The following is a 22,192-nucleotide window of genomic DNA, read 5'->3' as shown; positions in this document are numbered from 1 at the left end:
TATGAACGTATATTTCGCTATAAAACGGAAACACAGTATAACATTCAGGACATTGATACAGGAGGTGAAAAACAAATGAACAAATCAGACTTGATTACACACGTATCTGAAGCGACTGAATTGTCCAAGAAAGATGTAACGAAAGCGGTTGATGCCGTATTCGAAGCAATCTCTGAGGCTCTTCAAAGCGGAGATAAAGTACAATTGGTTGGTTTTGGGAACTTCGAAGTTCGCGAGCGCTCTGCACGTAAAGGACGCAACCCGCAAACAGGTGAAGAAATCGAAATTCCTGCGAGCAAAATTCCTGCATTCAAACCAGGTAAAGCGCTCAAAGACGGAATTAAATAAGATTTCTACATATTCCATATGTCGACAAAAAGACCGTGACTTGTTCACGGCCTTTTCTTTTGCCCTTTAATGATGATTCTTTCGGCTCTTTTAACTGATGAATATGCTCGTCTGTAAGTGCGGCAGGGGTGTACTTCATCCAGATTCTCCTTTCTGAGGCTGTATAACTGTAGTATGACCCGAGGGTAGCCGATTCTTACGGTTCATTCGAATAAGGCGCAGGTTGACAAATGAAACAATCTTTATCATCATTAACGCTATCGAACGAAAGAAGGGGACATGCGTGATGGATCATCCAACCGGCAATGATTATATTGTAATTAAGGCAGAGGAAAATGGTGTCCAGGTGATCGGATTAACCCGAGGTCAGGATACACGTTTTCACCACACCGAGAAATTGGACAAGGGTGAAGTGATGTTTGCCCAATTTACCACCCATACTTCAGCTATTAAAATCCGGGGCAAAGCCACGCTGATTACCAAGCATGGACAGATTGAATCGGAGTAATGTACAGATTGAATATATTCAAATGAAGATTGCAGGCATAGCCTGCTTTTTTTCATTGTACAATGAGGTATGAGCTTTTACCGGACAGACTACACTAACAGGTAAAGGCAGGGAGGCGTATATGAAACCGCGGATGATTGTTACTGCTTCAATGCTGGCAACGGTTGCGGCGGTCTTTCTGCTTGTTGCGATACAAACCTTACATATGCGTACATGGGGTGGGGACAACGTACAGCCTGCCTCTGCAGCACATCATCCAGTTCAGCTAACGAATGACAATCTGGTTGATGTGCTAAGTTCCATGCAACTATCAACGCCCATTGCAAGAGTGGAATGGAAACAGTCCATTTTGACGCTGGACCTCAAAGTTAAAGGAACGGGTACAAGTTACACTGAAATCTATGAGAACATGGCAGCTGTGGCGGATCTGGGCTTTCGGAGCCTGGATAACGTGGATCAGGTGCTGCTGCGTGTGATGGCAGAAGATGAATGGATGCATAAACGACATCTGTTGCTTGCTGCTGATATTCGGCGTGGAGAGTGGCCTCTGTATGCGATTGAAACATTACGGAACTGGAAAAGTGCGGCCTTTTCAGATGAATTGAAGGACTGGTTTCATTTGATGGAGACCGAACTCTGGAAGAAGCAATTCGAAATGACAAGTCAGGGGTAATAGAATAGCAGGATTCAGTGCGTGCCCGTTCAACATATGCTATAATATATAAGATTGTAGTGCAGAAATGGTTTAACAATGTTAAGGCTCGGAGGCTGAGAATGAATTCATATCGCGTACCCCAACTAGCAAAGAAATATACGGATTACGACATGATTCGACAACATACGGAAATCCCATCATTTCCGGATAGCCGGGCACGTCTGTTGCAGGTATTTGTGGGCCGCACAGACGAAAAGGTGCATCAGGAGTTATATGCTCTTGCAACTTCGCTCGTTCAGTTGGCCATGGATACGCATGATCGAATCGATACCATTTCCGGTGAGCGGAGAGAGCAGGAGATGCGTTCACGCCAGTTGAATGTACTCGCCGGGGATTATTTAAGTAGCCGTTTTTATCAATTGCTTGCCCAAGCGGGCAGAATTGAAATGATTGGCAAACTCAGTGGTGCTGTATCCGGAGTGAACGCACGCAAGATGACGCTGTATGAACGGATGAAGAAGCTTCTCGTTTCGGCTGATGAATACTTGCGTGAAACGGTACAGCTGAGGATGCAGCTGTTTCTTTCATTTACAGGCATGATTCAACATAACGAAGAGTCATTATGGAACAGCCTGCTGACTGAATTCAGCTCCTGCGAAACGATCGTGGAAGAACTGAAGCGGATGAATGACGCAAAACAATATCTTCATAGCTATGCATACTGGCACATATACGAGCATGGTAATGACGATGAACGCAATGTGTTGCGTCAGTCTGAACCGGATGCACGTGCATGGAACGCTATGGTGCTGAAGCATAGGGTTGGCGAGGTTTTGCTGGACAAGCTTCGCGAGTGTACACACCGCATTCAACTGTTGTTGCAAGACGAGGAAGGGCGGATGGGTTTGTATGAGATACATGCAATTCTAGAGCCTTACCTGGCATATTTGCAGCCTTCACATGCGGCAGTAAGGGAAGATTGAGGGGGAGACAGACGAATGGGGAGCGGAGAGACCAAACCGAAAGAAGAATATGTCCATTCGGTTTTTCAGAGTATAGCCGGAAAATATGATGTCATGAATGATATTCTAAGTTTCCGCAGGCATAAGGCTTGGCGTAAATTCACCATGAAAAAGATGAATATGTCCAAAGGCGATACCGGTCTTGATTTGTGCTGCGGCACATGTGACTGGACGCTTGCTATGGCAGAGGCAAGTGAAACGGGGCACATGCATGGACTTGATTTCAGTAGCAACATGCTGGAGGTCGGCCAGACAAAGATCAATGCGGTGCAACGTCAAAAACAGATTACCCTGACACAGGGAAATGCCATGTCACTTCCTTTTGAAGACAATTCGTTTGATTATGTGACGATCGGGTTTGGGTTGCGTAATGTACCTGATCTCAGACAAGTGTTGTCTGAAATGAAACGTGTGGTCAAACCGGGTGGTATGGTTGTGTGCCTGGAATTGTCCAAGCCAACATGGCAGCCATTCAAAGGCATTTATTATTTTTATTTTGAGAAGGTTTTACCGAATCTTGCCAAAGTGTTTGCTAAAAGTTTTGAGCAGTACAAATGGTTGCCGGACTCACTGGCCATTTTCCCGGGAAGGCAGGAACTGGCAGACATTTTTGCAGAAACTGGATTACAACAAGTGCAGGCCTACCCTCTGACCGGAGGTATCGCGGCACTGCATATTGGAACCAAGGAGAATCAGCATGTTTAGGAAAATTCGCATCTTTTTAGAAATGATCAAGATTGAACACACGCTTTTTGCTTTACCTTTTGCATTTATGGGGGCGATCCTCGGCTCCATGGTAGTGAATGATACCTTCCCAAGCTGGATGCAGATCATGTGGGTATTGCTTGCGATGATCGGTGCACGTAGTGCGGCTTTTGGTTTGAACCGAATTATTGACCAAGCGATTGATGGCAAAAACCCGCGTACCGCGATGAGAGCCATCCCGGCAGGACTGTTGAAAAATGGGGAAGTTGTTATATTTGTCATTATCTCATTTATATTGTTATTCTGGGCCTCATCCAATCTTAATGTATTATCGATGCAGCTGTTACCTATTGCTGTGTTTATGTTGGTACTGTATTCGTACACCAAACGATTCACATGGTTATGCCACATTGTTCTCGGAATGACGATTGGTTTGGCACCACTTGGTGGCTGGGTAGCTGTAACAGGAACGATGGATTGGACAGCGATTGTGCTGTACGTTACGATTGTGTTCTGGACAGCGGGTTTTGATATTATCTATGCATGTCAGGATCTGGAATTCGATCAGGGAGAGGGCCTTCACTCCATACCTTCCCGTTTTGGCCTGGTTAAATCCTTGCAGATCGCCAAGTTCTTCCATGTGATTACTGCAATTGGTTTTCTTGCGTTATTGTTGATGACAGATCTGAGCTGGTGGTATGGCGCAGGCATGTTGGTGACGTATGGAATTCTGTTCTATCAACACTATATTGTATCGCCTAATGATATGAGCCGTGTTCAAACGGCGTTTTTTACCATGAACAGTTTGCTTAGTTTAATTGTATTTACGTTCACTCTGATTGATCTGGCGGTGAAATAAATGATACAGCAGTCGGACAATAAACGACTGGTTGTCGGAATTACCGGAGCGAGTGGCAGCATATATGGCATTCGATTAATTGAAACACTGCTTGATTTGGAATATCACGTTCATCTGGTCATATCCAATGCAGGGTGGCGTGTACTGAAAGAAGAATTGGACTGGGATGTGACGAATCGGGACGCGGTGCTGGAAGAAAAATTCGGCAACCGTGCCGGTTCTCTGATCTATCATCCTGTGAGTGATATAGGGGCCTCCATTGCAAGTGGTTCTTATCTGGCAGACGGCATGATTATCATGCCATGTTCGATGGGAACTCTTTCGTCCATCGCGCAGGGATCATCGGATAATCTGATGTCTCGCGCAGCCGATGTTATGATGAAAGAGGGAAGAACATTGATCCTCGTACCACGTGAGACACCTCTTCATGCAATCCATCTGGAGAACATGCTGAAGCTATCTCGGCTTGGTGTACGAATGATACCGGCTATGCCTGCTTTTTATTACAAACCTCAGACTATGGATGAGTTGATTCTGTTTTTGGTGGGAAAAGTGCTGGATAGCTTGCGCATCCCACATCAACTGTTTACAAGATGGGGAGAACCGGATGAACGGGGATAACGACTGAGTTCGATACAAGGCTGTTTTTTTGCCAAAGTGTTGCTCGGTTTATTTGTCCCCCGAATCCCGGGGTATTGGTGAGTGCTGATGGTGAGTCTTCATGAACCACAGTCTTGACCCATGCTCCGGCAACTTCTGTATTTTGTTTCAGAACAAGTCGCAGAGTTTAATTTCCGGGTGTCGGCTATGACATTCGGAGAAGAAAAATACGTTAGATTACCTTATAGCAAAACACAAGCAAGAACGGTAAGCCGGGTTTTTCGTAATGCCTGCAGGCCCGACTTGCTGGAGGGGAAGGTAAGCATGAATTTATGGACTGACAATACGCTGATACGGGTGAACGAATGAAACTATTGGATATTTTCGGGTTGTTAAAAAAGGACATGGATTACATTGAGAAAGAGTTGTATCGCAGTGTTCGAGGAGAACAGAAGCTGCTGAGTGAAACGTCACTTCATTTGCTCAAAGCAGGAGGAAAACGGTTACGGCCCGTTTTTGTGTTACTTGGCGGGAAATTTGGTACATACGACATTGAACGTCTGAAGCTGGTTGCGGTTCCGCTGGAGCTGATTCATTCGGCATCCCTCGTTCACGATGATGTTATTGATAATGCGGAGACACGCCGAGGCAAACCCACGGTGAAGTCAAAATGGGATAATCGGATTGCCATGTACACTGGAGACTATATCTACGGTAAGGCACTTGAAATGACTGCCGGATTATCCGATCCAGCTATTCATCGTATCCTTGCCAAAGCCATGGTACAGATGTCCATTGGTGAGATGGAGCAAATTCGCGACTTTTTCAATACGGGGCAAAGTGTTCGTAACTATCTGCTGCGGATTCGCCGCAAAACAGCACTTCTGATTGCGGTTAGCTGTCAGTTAGGGGCATTGGCTACACGTGCGCCTGAACATGTATCTTCCCTTCTGTATACGTACGGATACAATGTGGGGATGGCTTTCCAGATTCAAGATGATGTACTTGATCTGGTGGGTACCGAGAAACAACTTGGCAAGCCACCAGGCAGTGACATGAAGCAAGGGAATATCACTCTTCCTGTACTTTATGCCTTGGAAGAATCCGATCTGCGGGAACCTTTGCTTAAGGAGATTTCCCGTGTCCAGCATGAAGAAGGACGGGCAAGTGCATCGGATGCAATTGGAATGATTCGCCAAAGTCAAGGAATTGCTAAAGCAGAAGCCCTTGCTGACCGATATATGAAGAAAGCGCTCGATGCTCTCGATCAGCTACCTAACATCAAGACGACCAAAAACCTGCGTGATATCGCTCATTTTGTGGTTAAACGTACGCATTAAACTTTGTATGACCTTCAACTCTCGGATTGCTCACACCCAAAGATGAACAGAACTGTGATATTCCTCATTGGGAGGATTTGGACATGTATGTTACAATCAGAGGGATTGCGTTTACATAGTGATTAACTTTGAACCGTGAGTGAGGAGTGAGCTGATGGATCGTACATTTTTGATGGTGAAGCCGGATGGTGTGCAGCGTGGATTGATCGGTCGAATTATTAGCCGTCTGGAAGACAAAGGATTTAAGTTGGTGGCAGGCAAATTGGTGCAGATGTCTGAGGATCAGGCAAAACGCCATTATGCTGAACATGAGGGCAAACCATTTTTCGATGATTTGGTTCGTTTTATCACATCTGGGCCTGTATTTGCCATGGTGTGGGAAGGCGACGATATTGTGGCGCTTGCGCGCATCGTCATCGGAAAAACCAATGTGAAGGAAGCAGCTCCGGGTACCATTCGCGGAGACTTCGCCAGCCACACACCACATAATCTGATTCATGGGGCAGATTCACCAGAAAGTGCTTCCCGTGAAGCAGCAAATTTCTTTGCTTCAGATGAACTGGTGGTATACGACAAGAGCATCGCAGCCTGGTTGTAATTATTAGCCAAAAGGGTGATACACGATGCTGGAGCAAGAACAACTACTAGACCCGGATTACACCGGATTCATTCGTAAAATCAAAGAGAGCACAGGCATTGATCTTGCTCAATACAAGGAAGGCCAGATGAAAAGAAGGCTGACCACACTTCGCAACAAAAACGGGTTTCATACATTTTCTAACTTTTTTGAAGCTATGCAGAAAGATAAATCATTGTTTTACGAGTTCCTTGATCGTATGACGATTAACGTGTCGGAATTCTGGCGTAATCCCAATCGTTGGGAAGTGCTGCGGGACGAGATTCTGCCTGAGCTGTTGGGCTCCAAGCGTCGTGCTAAAGTTTGGAGTGCAGCCTGTTCAACAGGTGAAGAACCTTATACACTCGCCATGATTCTGGACACGATGGGTATTTTGAAGGACAGCTCCATTACGGCAAGTGATCTGGATGAAGGTGCATTGGCCAAAGCCAAGGAAGGGCGTTATATGGAACGCTCGCTTAAGGATGTGCCTAAGGAAACCGCGAACCGTTACTTCAAGCAGGATGGCTTGGTATACCGTATTGATGAGCAACTCAAAAATTCGATCAAGTTCATGAAACAAAATTTGCTGGTGGACCGTTTTGACGATGGGTACGATCTGATTGTGTGCCGAAATGTCATGATCTATTTTACCGAGGAAGCCAAAAACCTGTTGTATCACAAATTTGCAGCAAGTTTGCGTCCAGGCGGTATTTTGTTTGTGGGCAGTACGGAGCAGATCTTCTCCCCGGGACAATATGGTCTGGAGACAGCAGAGACATTTTTCTATCGGAAAAAATAATGATAATGGTTGTTCAGCCGTCTGAAGCACATGTACATGTGTTCAGGCGGTTATTTGTATACCAAGTACAAGAAAGCGCCGACTTTCTTGTCAAAGACGGTCAGCTATACTATAATAAGCAAAGAAATTATGGGATTTTAGCAATGTGAAGTTTAACAGTTTAAAGGGGGAACGTATTATGAGTTTACGCTATTTAACCGCAGGGGAGACGCACGGACCCCAATTGACCGCTATTATTGAAGGATTGCCAAGTAATTTGACGATTGATTTTGAAGAACTGAATTTCCAGCTTCACCGCCGCCAAAAGGGATATGGCCGTGGACGCCGGATGCAGATCGAGAAGGATCAGGCGAATTTCGTTGGTGGTATCCGTCACGGATATACAACAGGTGCTCCGGTAGCGCTGGTTGTTCAAAATAACGACTGGAAACATTGGCAGAATATTATGAATATTGAGCCGATTGAAGGCAGTGACGAAGAGAAACGTCGCGTTCATCGTCCACGTCCCGGACACGCTGATCTGAACGGTGGACTCAAGTATAATCTTAAAGACTTGCGTAACGTACTGGAGCGCTCCAGTGCACGTGAGACAACGGTACGTGTGGCATGTGGTGCCATTGCACGTCAATTCCTGGCTGAATTCGGAATCAAGGTAGCTGGACGTGTACTTCGCATTGGAGAGATCGAAGCTCCATATCAGGACCTTCCGATTGATGAACTGATCGCAGTGACAGAAGCTTCCTCTGTACGTGTTACGGATGCTGAGACAGAGAAGAAGATGGAAGCCTACATCGACCAGATTAAACAAGAAGGCGATTCCATCGGAGGAATAGTGGAATGTATCGTTGAAGGTGTACCTATTGGTCTTGGTAGTTATGTTCAATACGATCGCAAACTGGATGCACGAATCGCTCAAGGCGTAATGTCCATTAATGCATTCAAAGGCGTAGAGATTGGTATCGGATTCGAAGCCGGAGTCATTCGGGGATCACAGGTGCATGATGAAATCATGCATACGGACGAGCGCGGCTACCACCGGGCAACCAACCGTCTGGGTGGATTCGAAGGTGGTATGACGAACGGTATGCCAGTCGTTGTGCGTGGTGTGATGAAGCCGATCCCAACGTTGTATAAGCCACTGCAAAGTGTCGATATCGATACAAAAGAAGCATTTACGGCTCAGGTTGAGCGCTCGGACGCTTGTGCTGTACCCGCAGCGAGTGTGGTTATGGAACATGTTGTAGCGTGGGAAATTGCCAAAGCATTCCTGGAAAAATTCGGCGGGGATTCCATGGAAGAGATCCGTGCCAATGTTGCTAGTTATAACGCTCAACTGGAGAATTACTAATATGCGTCAGCTGACGGTACAGTTGGAGGAACGCTCATATCCGATTCTGATTGGCAGCGGCCTATTGGCACAAGCTCCTCAATATTTTGAGCAGTATGGCTTGACCAAAAAAAGTCCGCTTCTCATCATTACAGATGAAAATGTGGCTCCCAAATACTTGTCAGGTTTGGAGCAAACGCTGCGTACGGCTGGTTATACAGTCGTATCGGCGGTTGTGCCCTCTGGTGAAACATCGAAATCCCTTTCGGTGTACCAGGATATGATGACCGTTGCGATCGAAGGCAAACTGGATCGGAGTTCTGCGATTCTGGCCTTAGGTGGTGGTGTCGTAGGTGATCTGGCTGGCTTTGTTGCCGCTACATATATGCGTGGAATCAAGTTTGTTCAAGTACCTACAACGATTTTGGCGCATGACAGCAGTGTGGGCGGCAAGGTGGCTGTCAATCATCCGCTGGCCAAAAATATGATCGGTGCATTCCACCAACCTGAGCTAGTACTCTATGATGTGGATACACTTCAATCCTTGCCGCCACGAGATGTATCGGCAGGATTGTCAGAGATGCTGAAGCACGGACTGATCCGTGATGAGGCTTTTGCACATTGGTGTGAGGAACATGCGGAAGAACTGCTTGCGCTTAATCCGGAAGCATTGGGATACGGCTTGGAGCGTGGTTGTGGTATTAAAGCAGAGATTGTATCCAGAGACGAACGTGAAAATGGAGAACGTGCGTTGTTGAACCTGGGACATACGATTGGTCATGCCATTGAAGCGATTGCCGGTTATGGAGAATTCCTGCACGGAGAAGCGATCTCGATCGGTATGGCTGGATCAGCATTGCTTGGTGAGAAGCTTGGTGCGCCAGCAGGGCTCTATGAAGATACGGTCCGCATGCTGCGTTCACTTCGCCTTCCAACAACGATGCCTGCGCATCTCGACACGGATGCATTAATGGAAGCGATGATGCATGACAAAAAGTTCCGTGAAGGTCATATGGTGTTTATCATTCCTGATCGGATTGGGGCTGCAAGAATTGTGAAGGACGTACCTGTGTCGGCAGTTCGGGACGTCATTGAAACGCTCAGGAAGGGAGAATGACAGCAATGGTCACACGGGGAATTCGCGGGGCTACAACAGTCACGCAGAACAACGAAGAACAGATTTTGAAGGAAACGGCTGTATTGTTGCAGGAGATCGTGGATCGCAATGAGATCCAACCGGAAGATATCTGCAGTGTGTGGATTACGTTAACTGGGGATCTGGATGCTGCATTCCCGGCAAAAGCTATTCGCCAACTGGATGGCTGGGAACTCGTACCACTGATGTGTGCACTGGAGGTTCCTGTTAAAGGTGCCTTGGCGCAGTGCATTCGTTTCATGGTGCATGTGAATACAAACAAAGCTCAGAATGAAATCAACCATGTGTATCTGAACGGTGCACAGGCATTACGTCCGGATTTGGCAACACCTTCTGGCTCTTAAGTAGTGGGTTGTCAAACCGATCATAATGATGTATAGTGAGAACCAGTTGAGTAGAGTAGAGATTGAGCTGAGAGCAGCTGAGCTAGTGGAGTATATAGCAGAGTCCAGTGGGTGGTAACCGGGGCAACAGAAACCGGTCAACTGATTCACGGTACGTCGTGCTACGGAATAGGTAACAGGAACAGGGAAAACAAACGTGTCATAAGACACCTTTTGTTTTGATATATTTTGGTACAAACACAATCAATGCACTCTCCTATATTTTACGAAATATTGGAATGAGTAGTTGACGTGTTATAACTGATATATCTGCCCGAATTGGATGATGTGAAATGCATCAATTCAGCGACCTGTGAATAATCCGACAGCGAAGTATAAGGACTTGTTATTTATGAAGCATCACCCTGTTAAATACAGCTTATAACCAAACCTCTACCTGATGGTAGAGGTTTTTTTGTACATTGAATTGTTTCTTCTACCCCTATAAGTTCAACTAAACTTTTACACAAAAACGGAGAGAACAGAAATAACGTGAAGAAGCGAAGCGTTCGCCTAAAAGCTTTCTGAAAGAAAGCTACATCGGAAGCATACGCTATCCCCGGATTTTCCCTTTTGAAAGGGAATCAAAAAATCTGGGGATAACAGCGATCGGAAGGTTGTTCTGTCATCGGAGTGCTCAGTGTAAACCTCTTTAGTTGAACTTACCTAAATCTGAAAGGACGTGATCTGATGATAACGCCAAACGTTAATCAAGTACTGAAAATGTCGAATGAGTATAATCTGATTCCGGTAGTCAAACGGATTCTGGCAGATATGGAGACTCCGATTCGAATATTCCGCCGTTATGCTGACAACGACCGGGCATTCCTGTTGGAAAGTGTAGAGGGCGGTATCCAATGGGCGAGATACTCGTTCATCGGTACAGATCCGTTCCTGATGATTTCGGCCAAGAAGGGCCGGATTGTTGTAGAAGAAGCAGGGAAGACCCGTGAATTGCCAGGCAAACCGATTGAAGAACTGAAAGCACTGCTGCGTAAGTATCGCAGTCCAAAAGATGATGAACTGCCACCATTCACAGGTGGGGCAATTGGGTTCTTCGGATATGATCTGCTCTCCTATTATGAGAAGCTTCCAGCTCACGCGCTGGATGATCTGAATATGGATGACATTCGTTTTATGTTCTGTGACCAGATTATCGTGTTTGACCATGTGAAGCAGCAGATGTTGCTCGTCGGTAATGTACACGTCAAGGACGGTGCAACGGATGACGAGATACGTCAAGCGTATGCAGTGACTTCGGAGAAGCTGGAGCAGGCCGCAGAACGTTTGCAACAGCAAGGACCAGGGGAGAACCTGAATCCGCGTTCCATTCCGGGAGACGTGGAGCTGGGGGACATCCGCTCCAACCTCACGAAAGAGCAGTTTATCGGTAATGTGGAGCAAGCCAAAGATTACATTCGCGCAGGTGATATTTTTCAAGTGGTATTATCCCAGCGTTTCCACATTGATACGGAAGTTTCTCCGCTTCACGTGTATCGTGTGCTTCGGACCCTGAATCCATCACCTTATATGTACTACCTCAAAATGGATGATGAGATTATCGTGGGAACCTCACCAGAAGCGCTAGTCAAGGTGGACGGGAATCGTGTGGAGACACGACCGATTGCAGGTACACGTCCAAGGGGGGCAACAGAAGCGGAAGATCGTGCACTCGCTGCTGATCTGCTCCAGGATGAGAAGGAACGCGCGGAGCATCTGATGCTGGTTGATCTGGGGCGTAACGATCTGGGCCGGGTATCCAGCTTCGGCAGTGTGAAGTGTGACATGTTCATGGAGATTGAACGGTATTCTCACGTTATGCACATGGTATCCAATGTTACGGGCGAGCTAAGAGAAGATAAGGATTTCTTCGATGCATTCCTCTCTTGCTTGCCAGCGGGTACCGTATCCGGTGCACCGAAACTGCGAGCAATGGAGATTATCGCGGAACTGGAGAAAGAGGCACGGGGTGCTTATGCAGGAGCAATCGGATACCTCGGATTCTCGGGTAACATGGACTCCTGTATTACGATTCGTACGATTATTTTCAAAAAAGGAAAAGCTTATGTACAGGCCGGAGCGGGAATCGTATGGGATTCTGTACCTGAGAATGAATATGAGGAAACGGTTAACAAAGCTAAAGCGTTGCTCAAAGCGATTCGAACAGCAGAAGCAATGTTTCCTGCCAAAGAAAAGGACAGCACGTTGAGACTGGCGAATGCAGACTACTTTGTCACACCAGCGGCCGCTAAGAACTGAGAGAGGAGAGACCGGAGATGAACATAAACCCAATAATGAATGAGAACCCTGTAACCCCCATTGCTGAGATTACTCGTGAGGAAGGCATGAAGAATGGCCTGGCGAAGATTTTGGAGGGCAGCCATCTGGAGCAAGCCGAAGCAAGAGATTTGATGTACTCGATTATGAGAGGTGAGGCAACGCCGGCTCAAATCGGAGGTTTGCTGATGGCGCTGCGGATGAAGGGGGAAACGGTGGATGAGATCACCGGTTTTGCTGAAGCCATGCGTGGTCAGGGTGGACGAATTCTAACGGATGGCAGCGGTTTGCTGGACACGTGTGGAACAGGTGGATCGGGTATTCACAAATTCAACATTTCCACAGCATCCGCCATCATTGCTTCGGCCGTTTCGGTTCGGGTCGCCAAACATGGCAACCGTTCAGCTTCAGGTAAAGCGGGTAGTGCAGATGTATTAGAGGCACTCGGTGTAAATATCCATCTGAACGGGGAGCAGGCCAGACAATGTCTGGATGATATCGGAATCTGCTTCTGTTTTGCCCAGGTATATCACCCTTCCATGCGACATGCGGCAGGACCAAGAAAAGAGCTGGGAGTTCGCACCATTTTCAATATGCTCGGACCATTAACCAATCCTGCGGGAGCAGATCGCCAACTACTTGGCCTGTATGATCGTTCCCGGACGCCGATGATTGCTGAAGTACTGAATCGTCTTGGTCTCAAAAGAGCGTTGGTTGTGGCCAGCCATGATGGTCTGGATGAAATTAGCATCTCGGCACCGACTCAGGTATCTGAACTTCGCAATGGTGAAGTGCACACCTATGATATTGATCCACGTGATATGGGCTTGTCTCTGCATCCGCTCGAAGCGGTACTTGGAGGAGATGCGGCACAGAATGCCGAAATTATTAAGAGGATCTTCCAGGGTGAGCAGAGTGCCTATCGTGATGTCGTTCTGTTGAACGCCGGAGCGTGCATCTATGTATCCGGTCTTGCAGATAGCATTGCTGAAGGGGTAACACTTGCCGCAGAAGCGGTAGATTCGGGCAAAGCTGCCGGGAAGCTTGAACAGTTAATTCATACAACGGAGGCGTACAGTCATGTATCTTGATCGAATCGTTGCAACCAAACATAAAGAAGTTGAAGTTCTTGCACAGACATTTCGCATGGATGAAGCTATCCAAAAAATCGAACAACTACCCGCAACTCGGGGGTTTGAAAAAGCATTATCAAGCAGACGCAATCGCAAACTCGGCCTTATTGCTGAAGTGAAGAAGGCTTCGCCGTCCAAAGGGTTAATTCGTCCGGATTTTCATCCGGTAGAGATTGCTGCCGCTTATGAGCGAGCGGGTGCTGACTGCATCTCCGTATTAACGGATGTGTCGTATTTTCAAGGCAGCAACGAGTACTTGCAGGCGATTCATCAAGCGGTGAACATTCCGCTATTACGCAAGGATTTTATTATAGATGAACGACAGATTGCCGAGGCCAGATTACTGGGTGCAGATGCAATACTGCTGATTGCCAGCATTCTGACACCTGAACAGATTCGTCAATATCTGGAATTTGCCAAAAGCTTGGGGTTGGATGCCTTGATTGAAGTCCATGATCGAACAGAACTGGAGCAGGTATTGGAGATTCCGCAGGCAACCCTTGTGGGCATCAATAATCGGAATTTGAAAACATTCGAAACCAGTCTGAACACGACACTGGATTTGATGGAATTGATTCCAAGTAGCGTTACCTTGATTAGCGAAAGTGGTATTGACGGACCAGAATCAACAGTACCTCTGATCCAGGCCGGCGTTCACGGTATTCTCGTAGGTGAGCATCTCATGCGCAAGGATGATGTCGAGGCGGCTGTATATGATCTGATGGGACCCAAATGATGAATACTTCCATACACGATGGCACAGGCGACAGTATGTCAGAACTGAGAAACCCGCTGCCAGCGGCCGTAAAAATATGTGGACTTCAGGACGTTGAAGTGCTAAAATCGATGATAAACTTGCCTGTGAATTACATTGGTGTTGTTTTTGCCAAATCACGCCGCCGAATCGAACCCGAGCAGGCTGCTGCATTAAGAACGGTGCTGTTCGAATGGTCTACCTATGATCGGCCGAAGCTTGCGGGTGTATTTGTGAATCCTACGCTCGATGAACTGGAACACATTATGGAGGTTGCTCACCTGGATGTTATTCAACTGCATGGACAGGAGTCTGCGGAATTTTGCCAGCAGGTGAAGCAGCGGTGGAGTGCCAAAGTATTCAAAGTTTTTTCTTTTCCCAAAGATGAAACGGGACCGGAAGCTGATGAAGCAGCCATAAGGGCTCTTGATACTTACGATAAATTCGTGGATGCGATATTGCTTGATACCCATGATCCTCTATATGGAGGGGGCTCCGGGAAAACGTTTGCCTGGGAGCGAATCCCCGCCTATGCTGAATGGGCAAAAAGTCGCGAAATTGCTCTGTTCGTTGCAGGAGGTTTGCAGCCGGACAATGTACAACAACTAATACAGACATATGCACCTTTCGGCGTCGATGTATCCAGCGGAGTTGAGACTAAAGGTGTGAAGGATATTGCCAAAATTACAGCATTCGTAGAAAGGGTGAAGCAGGCATGACACATCAATTGCCGGATCAATACGGGCGTTTCGGTCACTTCGGAGGCCGCTTTGTACCTGAGACACTAATGAACGCACTCATAGAGTTGGAGGAGGCATATAGCCACTTCTCTGAAGATGAGGAATTCAACAAGGAACTGAACTATCTGCTAAGCGAGTATTCTGGACGTGAAACGCCATTGTATCATGCAGAGCAATTGTCACGCCGATTAGGCGGACCGAAAATTTATCTGAAACGTGAAGATCTCAATCATACAGGCGCACACAAAATTAATAACGCCATTGGACAAGGTTTGCTTGCCAAACGGATGGGCAAAAAGAAAGTTATTGCTGAAACGGGTGCAGGTCAACATGGCGTTGCAACGGCAACTGTAGCCGCATTACTTGGACTGGAATGCAAAGTATTTATGGGCGAAGAAGATACAGAGCGTCAACAGTTAAACGTATTTCGGATGAAGCTGCTTGGAGCAGAAGTGATTCCGGTTACGTCTGGAACACGGACACTGAAGGATGCTGGTAATGAAGCACTTCGCTACTGGGTCAGCAATGTGGAGGATACATTCTACGTGCTGGGATCAGTGGTTGGTCCTCATCCATATCCGATGATGGTGCGGAATTTCCAACGTGTGATTGGTGATGAGACCCGTCGTCAGATTCAGGAGATCGAAGGGCGTTTGCCGGATGTAATTGTAGCAGCTGTAGGTGGAGGAAGTAATGCGATCGGTATGTTCTATCCATTTATCGGTGATCAGGATGTGAAGCTTGTTGGTGTTGAAGCCGCAGGCAAAGGGGTCGAAACCGAGTATCACGCTGCAACGATGACCAAAGGTACACATGGTGTATTCCAGGGATCTATGAGTTACCTGTTGCAGGATGAGTATGGGCAGGTTCAGCCAGCACATTCCATCTCGGCCGGTCTTGATTATCCGGGTGTTGGTCCGGAGCATTCCTATCTCAAGGATATTGAACGGGCAAAATATGTACCAATCACGGATCAGGAAGCACTGGATGCCCTGCAACTCCTATGTCGGACGGAAGGAATCATTCCTGCTCTGGAGTCTGCACATGCGGTAGCTCAAGTTGTCAAACTGGCGCCTGAACTCACAGCAGATGATATTGTAGTCATTTGTCTGTCGGGACGTGGAGACAAGGACGTAGAATCCATCATGAAATACACGGGAGGTGACTTGGGATGAATCTGATGGACCAGACCTTCCAGCAATTGAAGCAACAGAATCGCACAGCACTTATTCCATTCTTAACCGTGGGAGACCCGGATGTGGATACAACGATTGATATCATCAAGGAGCTTGAACAGGCTGGAGCGGATATTTTGGAACTGGGTGTTCCCTATTCCGATCCGCTTGCGGATGGCCCAGTCATTCAGCGTGCTTCCGAACGTGCGCTGAAAAGCCAGATTACCATTCGTACTGTTATGGAAACCGCTGCAAAAGCTCGTAATGCAGGTGTGAAACTGCCGTTTGTACTGTTCACCTATTATAATCCGGTATTGCAGACAGGACTGGATGTATTCTTTGATGAATTGGTCAAACACGATATTAGTGGCATGATCATTCCGGACCTGCCGATTGAGGAAGCGGAAGAGATGCGAGAACGCGCAAATCGTGCTGGTGTGCATCTGGTGCCGCTTGTTGCACCTACATCTAATGCCCGGATTGAGCGGATTGTAACGGGAGCGAGTGGCTTTATCTATTGTGTATCATCCCTTGGGGTAACCGGAGAGAGAGCTTCTTTCTTTGATGGCGTAGAGAGCTTCATTGAGACGGTGAAAAGTCTGACAGACCTCCCTGTAGCGGTAGGTTTTGGTATCTCGAGTCATGAGCAGGTGGCACATTTCTCCCGCATCTGCGATGGCGTTGTTGTAGGTAGTGCCATTGTTCGTCAAGTGGAAGATGCGATTCCTCTGCTTGAAAATCCGGATACGCGTGCAGCGGGACTGTTGCAAATTCGCAACTTTGTGGCACAATTAAAGGGATAGGGATGTCCTGAAAGGACATCTTTTGGACACGTGAGGTGCACGCTGATTCGTGTCTAACATTATTTCAATAACAGGAGGCGGTCGGGTTGAAACCGAAATCCCAGATTGTCAATCTGCCTGTGTACCAGCCGGGCAAACCGATTGAAGAAGTGAAACGTGAACTGGGGCTTGAACAAGTCATCAAGCTGGCCTCCAACGAAAACCCGTACGGCAGTTCTCCTGCCGCCCTGGAAGCCATTACGAGAGAAATGACGAATATAAGCATATACCCAGACGGTAGCTCGGTTGAGCTGACGGGAGTTCTTGCCAAGCATCTTGGCGTTGAACGGAACAACTTAATATTTGGTTGTGGTTCCGATGAGATTATTGCTTTGATCACGAGAGCTTTCTTCTTGCCGGGTGACGAGACCATCATGGCAGATCAGACATTTTCTGTATATAAAAGCAATGCAGATATTGAGGGTGCCGTGTCCATCGAAGTGCCTCTGAAAGATGGCACGCATGATCTGAGCGCGATGCTCGCGCAAATTAATGACAAAACCAAAGCAGTATGGGTGTGTAATCCAAATAATCCGACAGGTACGATTATCTCCGAGCAGGAACTTACAGCCTTTATGGACCGTGTGCCTGCTCATGTGATGGTTATACTGGACGAAGCTTATTATGAATTCGTAACCGATGAAGCATATCCGCAAAGTATACCATTGATCGAACGGTATCCGAACTTGGTCATCCTGCGGACATTCTCCAAAATTTACGGTTTGGCTTCGCTTCGAATCGGATATGGTATTGCACGTCCCGAAATTATTGATTTGATTAACCGTGTACGTGAACCGTTTAACACCTCCCGTTTTGGACAGGTTGCGGCAACCGCCGCACTACTGGATCAGGATTTTGTTCAAGAGTGTTCGAAGCGGAATGCAACGGATCGGGATTACCTGCAAAATGAATTTACACGGCTCGGATTGTCGTATTTCCCTTCACAGGGTAATTTCATTATGGTTGACCTGAATATGCCTTCGGCAAATGCGTTCCAATCCTTGCTCAAACAAGGCATTATCGTTCGCTCAGGATTCCACGTATACCCAACTTACATTCGTGTGTCCGTCGGAACATCAGAACAGAACCGTGCATTTGTCACGGCACTGGAGAACACGCTGGCTGAGAAGGCGGTAGCACGCCCTTAATACTGGCGATGAAAGAGTGAGGACCCATGAAACTAAAAATTGCAATGATTGGTGTAGGACTCATCGGCGGTTCACTGGCGCTCTGCTTCAAAGGCAAGCCAGATGTAACCGTGATGGGCTACGCCCACTTGGATGAACTGAAGGACAAGTACATAGCGAGCGGTGTAGTGGATGATGCTACGCTCTCTCTGGAAGAAGCGGTAGAGGATGCCGACTTTATTTTTTTGTGCGTTCCCGTAGGTTTGCTAGAATCCTATTTCGAGCAGCTCTCCAAGCTGCCATTGAAAAAAGGATGTATCATCACGGACGTAGGAAGCACTAAAGCTTCCATTGCCGCTTGTGCCGAGCATGTGCGGTTGACTGACGCTTACTTCATTGGTGGTCATCCCATGGCGGGGTCGGAGCGTGCAGGCGTAGATGCGGCCTCAGCTGTGTTGTTTGAGAATGCATACTATGTCTTAACCCCTTCAGAGCATGTACCTGAGGAAGCCTACAGCAGGCTGTCAGAGCTGCTTGCGTATACGCGGGCACAGATCGTGCGTGTGGAGCCCCTGCTGCACGATGACATCGTGGGGGCGATTAGTCATCTGCCACATGTTATTGCTGTTGCGCTGGTGAATCAGGTACGTGAGTATAATGAGTCGAATCCACTGTATAAAATGCTGGCTGCAGGCGGTTTCCGGGATATTACCCGGATTGCGTCCAGTGATGCGATTGTGTGGAGAGATATCTTGCTTAGCAACCGTGACGTACTGCTGGGCTTGCTTAAGGACTGGAGTAGCCAGATGACGGCCTTTACGGATATGTTGGAGCATAAGAACGGTGAAGGTATAGAGGAGGCATTCCGTCAGGCCCGCGAGTTCCGCAGTATATTACCAGAACGACGCAAAGGCATGATTTCTCCGTTATTTGATCTGTATACTGATGTCCAGGATGCACCGGGTATGATCGGTAAGATCGCAACTGAGCTTGGGGCGAATGACATCAACTTGAGCAACTTGGAGATTATCGAAAACCGGGTGGATGTGCCGGGCATTATGCGTCTGTCTTTCCGTCAGGAAGAAGATATGGAACGAGCCAAGACGTTATTGGATTCCTTAGGCTATCAAGTGTGGATATAAGACGAGAAAGAGGGCGAAAGCCCTCTTTTTTGTGAGGTTATATTGGAGTATGTTATTTGATTTTCAGTCACGAAAAAAAGGATGTATTATCCTTAATTACCGAAAGATATAATTAATTCAAACAATTTTACTGAAAGTGTTGACAAAATGAAAACGTATACATATAATAAGGTTACAGTATGGTTTCTCTCCACTCCTATCCTAATACTACGTTGCTTCGAAGTAAGCGACAGGTCGCCATTTGGCGGCCCTTTTTTTATTTGTATGCGCTTAAATGATAACATAATAATCAGTATAGGATGAGCTTCTTTTTGAATTTTTCAATACTCCTCGGATGAATCTCCCGTGTTTCACCCCATTTGAAATGAACTACCGCAGGCGCTCCTGGTGTGATCTTTTCGACTAAGAGTTCGATTGATCTTCTTTTATCATCATTGGGTAGCTCGTTAATCAGTTCAGAGAATTCTTGTATTGCATCGTTGTAATCTCCGAATGACTTCGATTGCGGCAAAGGAATTTTATCTAACAATTCCAAAATCTCAGCTTTACGTTTTCCATATCTTCTCATGGACAACTCGTAATGATGCTCTTCAATTTTGTTATGAAGATAATAATCATCGAAAATCTTTTGTTCTGCATTGTTAATGTTGGCAAGTTCATCTTGAAGTTTAGAGAATGAATTATTGTTGTCAGAATCTTCTTTCATTTCAGGTATCAAAGATTCATAACCATATTTTTTCTCTGCCATGTTAGCAATCAGATTTATGACTGCTGTTTCAAAACTTTCTTGATCATGGTTTGGACTGGAGCAAGATATCGCTCCCATGGATGTTTTACGGCTACATACATATTTTCTCTTCTGTTTAGAATGGGACATGTAACGAGAATGCATTTTAGATCCGCACTCTGGACAGATAAGGACAGAAGTGAGTAGTTGCCTTTCTTTTCCTTTCCATGCTTTGTCTTTCCCAAACAGCGTGGATTGGATGTAATTGAAATCATCCCAAGAGACGAGAACAGTGCACACAAGGAGCTTATAGCATTCACCCTTCCAACGTTGCATAGCAGCGTAAGTTGGGTTTGTAAGCATATACCTAACCCTTCTAGCGGTCCATTCTTTACCTGTCAGCGAGTAAACCTTTTGTTCATTTAACCATCTAGCTATCAGATATGGTCCTTTTCCTAGCTTCGCCATTCGAAAAATCTCTCTTACATAATAAGCACGTTCCGGAACTTCCTCGAATCCCATACCATCTGCTGTTTTCACAAAGCCGAATGGGGCAGGACCGCCATTCCAGCGACCTTTCTTAGCGTTTGTTTCTTTGGAATCGTTTACTATCTCGCTGAGGTTGTCTGAATAATATTCATTGAGATCGACAAAGAAGCCAGCAACAAGACGTCCATTTGGTGTACTAAAATCCACAAACTCAGAAGCTGAACAAATATCAACTTGGTGAGAATTCAGGATTCCCTGTAACTCTTGAAAGTCTTTCTTTAGCCTTGTTAGACGAGATAGATTGAAGAAAATCATCTTTCTCACTTTGGGTCTATCCTCAATGCATTTCAAAGCATCCATCAAGCCAGGACGTTTTGTGTACTTAATTCTAAAACCGGAGTAGTCAATATCTTTAAATACTTTGACTAGTTTAAAATTGTTGGACTCACAAAACTGTTCAATCTTTCTTAATTGCGTAAGCTCCGATATATCCTCTTTATCTTGACGCTGATCACTTTGTCGTATATATCCGATCGCTTCTATTTCTTCATTCGTTTCACGGGCTCGTACCACCATATATTTCACCTCCTTTCCAGAGGCCCGTAAATTCTAATATCTCCGTCTAACTTCTACAACTTTACCGATAATTTCAACTTTAGATGCATCAACTATAGTCGGCTGCAGCTTAGGGTTTGAAGGCATCAATATGCAAATCTCATTTTGACACTTAATTCTTTTTACTGTTGCTGTTTCTCCATCAATAGCTACAACAACAATATCATTAGCGCTCACTTCTTTTTGCTTAACACAAACCACAATATCACCTTCAACAATATTATCCCCAATCATGCTATCGCCCTTGATCCGAAGACAAAATGCTTGCTTTCCTCTAACGACTGAAGCATTAACATATTCCATATCTTCTATATGTTCAATTCTGTCAATAGGTTGTCCCGCAGCAATAGAACCGAGAACTGGCACCTTTACGAGATTTTCAGCTATGTATTGTGCAGGCGTTTCCTCTATTACTAATGCTTGGGCATATTCTTTTTTGAGATCTTTCAATTTATCCAATTTCATGAACTTCTCTTTTATTTCTTCAGGAGCTTTTTCGATTAGTGCAGCAGTCAATAGTTTTTCAACATCTCCACCTGTTACAGCAGCGAGTGCTCTATTGAGTTCTGAGGTTGCTGGGTTGTCTGTTTTCCCATTTTGCAATTGGCTAATATAGCCTTTGCTCACCTTATATCCGTGACCCTCAAGCCGTTCAGATATCTCGGATAGGGATAACCCGGATTTTTTTATGTAATCTTTCAGCAACTCATAGTAAGTCAATTGAGACACTCCTTTCGTTTGATTACATTGTACTAAACGTTTCAGTAATAAGTCAACATTATTTATGTTTTAACTATTGACTGAAACGATATAAGCGTTTAGTATTTGGTTAACGATATCGTTTACTATT

Annotated in this window: 23 protein-coding genes; 21 read left to right on the top strand and 2 right to left on the bottom strand. The window is 46.1% G+C overall.

Annotated features, from left to right (window positions below; all coding sequences use genetic code 11):
• Positions 1 to 75 precede the first annotated feature (75 nt).
• The 21 genes from MHB43_RS20680 to MHB43_RS20580 all read left to right on the top strand — a co-directional run bounded on the left by MHB43_RS20680 (position 76) and on the right by MHB43_RS20580 (position 19,511).
• A complete protein-coding gene (locus MHB43_RS20680; protein WP_024630670.1) occupies positions 76 to 348 on the top strand; it encodes an HU family DNA-binding protein in 273 nt (90 codons plus the stop codon).
• A gap of 286 nt (positions 349 to 634) precedes the next feature.
• Positions 635 to 856, top strand: coding sequence for a trp RNA-binding attenuation protein MtrB (gene mtrB / locus MHB43_RS20675; protein ID WP_017687697.1), 222 nt, complete (start codon positions 635 to 637; stop codon positions 854 to 856).
• A 121-nt stretch (positions 857 to 977) separates the two neighbouring features.
• On the top strand, positions 978 to 1,529 hold the full coding sequence (locus MHB43_RS20670) for a hypothetical protein (RefSeq protein WP_405117905.1): 552 nt from the start codon (positions 978 to 980) through the stop codon (positions 1,527 to 1,529).
• A 101-nt stretch (positions 1,530 to 1,630) separates the two neighbouring features.
• Entirely contained in the window at positions 1,631 to 2,494 is an 864-nt protein-coding gene (locus MHB43_RS20665; protein ID WP_405117904.1) for a heptaprenyl diphosphate synthase component 1, read from the top strand.
• Between the two features lie 15 nt (positions 2,495 to 2,509).
• Positions 2,510 to 3,238 carry a demethylmenaquinone methyltransferase gene (locus MHB43_RS20660; RefSeq protein ID WP_036607690.1) on the top strand — a complete coding sequence of 243 codons (729 nt, stop codon included), beginning with the start codon at positions 2,510 to 2,512 and terminating at the stop codon, positions 3,236 to 3,238.
• Positions 3,231 to 4,097 carry a UbiA-like polyprenyltransferase gene (locus MHB43_RS20655; protein ID WP_076250002.1) on the top strand — a complete coding sequence of 289 codons (867 nt, stop codon included), beginning with the start codon at positions 3,231 to 3,233 and terminating at the stop codon, positions 4,095 to 4,097. The genes MHB43_RS20660 and MHB43_RS20655 overlap by 8 nt, the downstream gene beginning before the upstream one ends.
• Positions 4,098 to 4,718, top strand: coding sequence for a UbiX family flavin prenyltransferase (locus MHB43_RS20650; protein ID WP_405117903.1), 621 nt, complete (start codon positions 4,098 to 4,100; stop codon positions 4,716 to 4,718).
• Between the two features lie 344 nt (positions 4,719 to 5,062).
• A complete protein-coding gene (locus MHB43_RS20645; RefSeq protein WP_017687703.1) occupies positions 5,063 to 6,037 on the top strand; it encodes a polyprenyl synthetase family protein in 975 nt (324 codons plus the stop codon).
• 154 nt (positions 6,038 to 6,191) lie between these two features.
• Positions 6,192 to 6,635, top strand: a complete 444-nt coding sequence (ndk, locus tag MHB43_RS20640) for a nucleoside-diphosphate kinase (protein ID WP_017687704.1) — start codon at positions 6,192 to 6,194, stop codon at positions 6,633 to 6,635.
• Positions 6,636 to 6,660: 25 nt separating this feature from the next.
• On the top strand, positions 6,661 to 7,455 hold the full coding sequence (locus tag MHB43_RS20635; protein WP_047843560.1) for a protein-glutamate O-methyltransferase CheR: 795 nt from the start codon (positions 6,661 to 6,663) through the stop codon (positions 7,453 to 7,455).
• 178 nt (positions 7,456 to 7,633) lie between these two features.
• Positions 7,634 to 8,803, top strand: a complete 1,170-nt coding sequence (aroC, locus tag MHB43_RS20630; protein WP_017687707.1) for a chorismate synthase — start codon at positions 7,634 to 7,636, stop codon at positions 8,801 to 8,803.
• Position 8,804: 1 nt separating this feature from the next.
• Positions 8,805 to 9,899: a 3-dehydroquinate synthase gene (gene aroB, locus MHB43_RS20625; RefSeq protein WP_127549783.1), complete on the top strand. Its 1,095-nt coding sequence runs from the start codon at positions 8,805 to 8,807 to the stop codon at positions 9,897 to 9,899.
• A gap of 5 nt (positions 9,900 to 9,904) precedes the next feature.
• Positions 9,905 to 10,282, top strand: coding sequence for a chorismate mutase (gene aroH, locus MHB43_RS20620; RefSeq protein ID WP_036607677.1), 378 nt, complete (start codon positions 9,905 to 9,907; stop codon positions 10,280 to 10,282).
• 729 nt (positions 10,283 to 11,011) lie between these two features.
• Entirely contained in the window at positions 11,012 to 12,580 is a 1,569-nt protein-coding gene (gene trpE, locus MHB43_RS20615) for an anthranilate synthase component I (protein ID WP_036607674.1), read from the top strand.
• 68 nt (positions 12,581 to 12,648) lie between these two features.
• A complete protein-coding gene (gene trpD / locus MHB43_RS20610) occupies positions 12,649 to 13,689 on the top strand; it encodes an anthranilate phosphoribosyltransferase (protein ID WP_091034830.1) in 1,041 nt (346 codons plus the stop codon).
• Entirely contained in the window at positions 13,679 to 14,467 is a 789-nt protein-coding gene (trpC, locus tag MHB43_RS20605) for an indole-3-glycerol phosphate synthase TrpC (RefSeq protein ID WP_405117902.1), read from the top strand. The genes trpD and trpC overlap by 11 nt, the downstream gene beginning before the upstream one ends.
• Positions 14,468 to 14,502: 35 nt before the next feature.
• Positions 14,503 to 15,204, top strand: coding sequence for a phosphoribosylanthranilate isomerase (locus tag MHB43_RS20600; protein WP_405132453.1), 702 nt, complete (start codon positions 14,503 to 14,505; stop codon positions 15,202 to 15,204).
• A complete protein-coding gene (gene trpB / locus MHB43_RS20595; protein ID WP_405117901.1) occupies positions 15,201 to 16,400 on the top strand; it encodes a tryptophan synthase subunit beta in 1,200 nt (399 codons plus the stop codon). The genes MHB43_RS20600 and trpB overlap by 4 nt, the downstream gene beginning before the upstream one ends.
• On the top strand, positions 16,397 to 17,203 hold the full coding sequence (gene trpA, locus MHB43_RS20590; protein ID WP_405117900.1) for a tryptophan synthase subunit alpha: 807 nt from the start codon (positions 16,397 to 16,399) through the stop codon (positions 17,201 to 17,203). The genes trpB and trpA overlap by 4 nt, the downstream gene beginning before the upstream one ends.
• Positions 17,204 to 17,289: 86 nt before the next feature.
• Entirely contained in the window at positions 17,290 to 18,390 is a 1,101-nt protein-coding gene (gene hisC, locus MHB43_RS20585) for a histidinol-phosphate transaminase (RefSeq protein ID WP_221820327.1), read from the top strand.
• Positions 18,391 to 18,416: 26 nt separating this feature from the next.
• Positions 18,417 to 19,511: a prephenate dehydrogenase gene (locus MHB43_RS20580; RefSeq protein ID WP_221820328.1), complete on the top strand. Its 1,095-nt coding sequence runs from the start codon at positions 18,417 to 18,419 to the stop codon at positions 19,509 to 19,511.
• A 289-nt stretch (positions 19,512 to 19,800) separates the two neighbouring features.
• On the opposite strand, the gene MHB43_RS20575 is transcribed toward MHB43_RS20580, so the two are convergent.
• The gene (locus MHB43_RS20575; RefSeq protein WP_405117899.1) at positions 19,801 to 21,303 is read right to left on the bottom strand and encodes a recombinase family protein; all 1,503 of its coding nucleotides are present in this window, start codon (positions 21,301 to 21,303) and stop codon (positions 19,801 to 19,803) included.
• A gap of 33 nt (positions 21,304 to 21,336) precedes the next feature.
• Positions 21,337 to 22,062, bottom strand: a complete 726-nt coding sequence (locus tag MHB43_RS20570; RefSeq protein WP_354437325.1) for a S24 family peptidase — start codon at positions 22,060 to 22,062, stop codon at positions 21,337 to 21,339.
• Positions 22,063 to 22,192 lie beyond the last annotated feature (130 nt).

Origin of the sequence: Paenibacillus sp. FSL H8-0317 (assembly GCF_045040685.1) — a bacterium.
Lineage (GTDB): Bacteria > Bacillota > Bacilli > Paenibacillales > Paenibacillaceae > Paenibacillus.
The sequence above is the reverse complement of the archived record's forward strand: the minus strand, read 5'-3'. Positions and strand labels throughout refer to the sequence as shown.

What these genes read in the sequence shown, in the direction of transcription:
- MHB43_RS20680 (WP_024630670.1), top strand. Translation starts at nt 76, where the DNA reads ATGAACAAATCAGACTTGATTACACACGTATCTGAAGCGACTGAATTG.
- MHB43_RS20575 (WP_405117899.1), bottom strand. Translation starts at nt 21,303, where the DNA reads ATGGTGGTACGAGCCCGTGAAACGAATGAAGAAATAGAAGCGATCGGA.
- MHB43_RS20670 (WP_405117905.1), top strand. Translation starts at nt 978, where the DNA reads ATGAAACCGCGGATGATTGTTACTGCTTCAATGCTGGCAACGGTTGCG.
- MHB43_RS20580 (WP_221820328.1), top strand. Translation starts at nt 18,417, where the DNA reads ATGAAACTAAAAATTGCAATGATTGGTGTAGGACTCATCGGCGGTTCA.
- MHB43_RS20600 (WP_405132453.1), top strand. Translation starts at nt 14,503, where the DNA reads ATGTCAGAACTGAGAAACCCGCTGCCAGCGGCCGTAAAAATATGTGGA.
- MHB43_RS20645 (WP_017687703.1), top strand. Translation starts at nt 5,063, where the DNA reads ATGAAACTATTGGATATTTTCGGGTTGTTAAAAAAGGACATGGATTAC.
- trpA (WP_405117900.1), top strand. Translation starts at nt 16,397, where the DNA reads ATGAATCTGATGGACCAGACCTTCCAGCAATTGAAGCAACAGAATCGC.
- MHB43_RS20650 (WP_405117903.1), top strand. Translation starts at nt 4,098, where the DNA reads ATGATACAGCAGTCGGACAATAAACGACTGGTTGTCGGAATTACCGGA.
- mtrB (WP_017687697.1), top strand. Translation starts at nt 635, where the DNA reads ATGGATCATCCAACCGGCAATGATTATATTGTAATTAAGGCAGAGGAA.
- MHB43_RS20660 (WP_036607690.1), top strand. Translation starts at nt 2,510, where the DNA reads ATGGGGAGCGGAGAGACCAAACCGAAAGAAGAATATGTCCATTCGGTT.
- aroH (WP_036607677.1), top strand. Translation starts at nt 9,905, where the DNA reads ATGGTCACACGGGGAATTCGCGGGGCTACAACAGTCACGCAGAACAAC.
- aroC (WP_017687707.1), top strand. Translation starts at nt 7,634, where the DNA reads ATGAGTTTACGCTATTTAACCGCAGGGGAGACGCACGGACCCCAATTG.
- MHB43_RS20665 (WP_405117904.1), top strand. Translation starts at nt 1,631, where the DNA reads ATGAATTCATATCGCGTACCCCAACTAGCAAAGAAATATACGGATTAC.
- ndk (WP_017687704.1), top strand. Translation starts at nt 6,192, where the DNA reads ATGGATCGTACATTTTTGATGGTGAAGCCGGATGGTGTGCAGCGTGGA.
- trpB (WP_405117901.1), top strand. Translation starts at nt 15,201, where the DNA reads ATGACACATCAATTGCCGGATCAATACGGGCGTTTCGGTCACTTCGGA.
- trpE (WP_036607674.1), top strand. Translation starts at nt 11,012, where the DNA reads ATGATAACGCCAAACGTTAATCAAGTACTGAAAATGTCGAATGAGTAT.
- MHB43_RS20635 (WP_047843560.1), top strand. Translation starts at nt 6,661, where the DNA reads ATGCTGGAGCAAGAACAACTACTAGACCCGGATTACACCGGATTCATT.
- MHB43_RS20655 (WP_076250002.1), top strand. Translation starts at nt 3,231, where the DNA reads ATGTTTAGGAAAATTCGCATCTTTTTAGAAATGATCAAGATTGAACAC.
- aroB (WP_127549783.1), top strand. Translation starts at nt 8,805, where the DNA reads ATGCGTCAGCTGACGGTACAGTTGGAGGAACGCTCATATCCGATTCTG.
- trpC (WP_405117902.1), top strand. Translation starts at nt 13,679, where the DNA reads ATGTATCTTGATCGAATCGTTGCAACCAAACATAAAGAAGTTGAAGTT.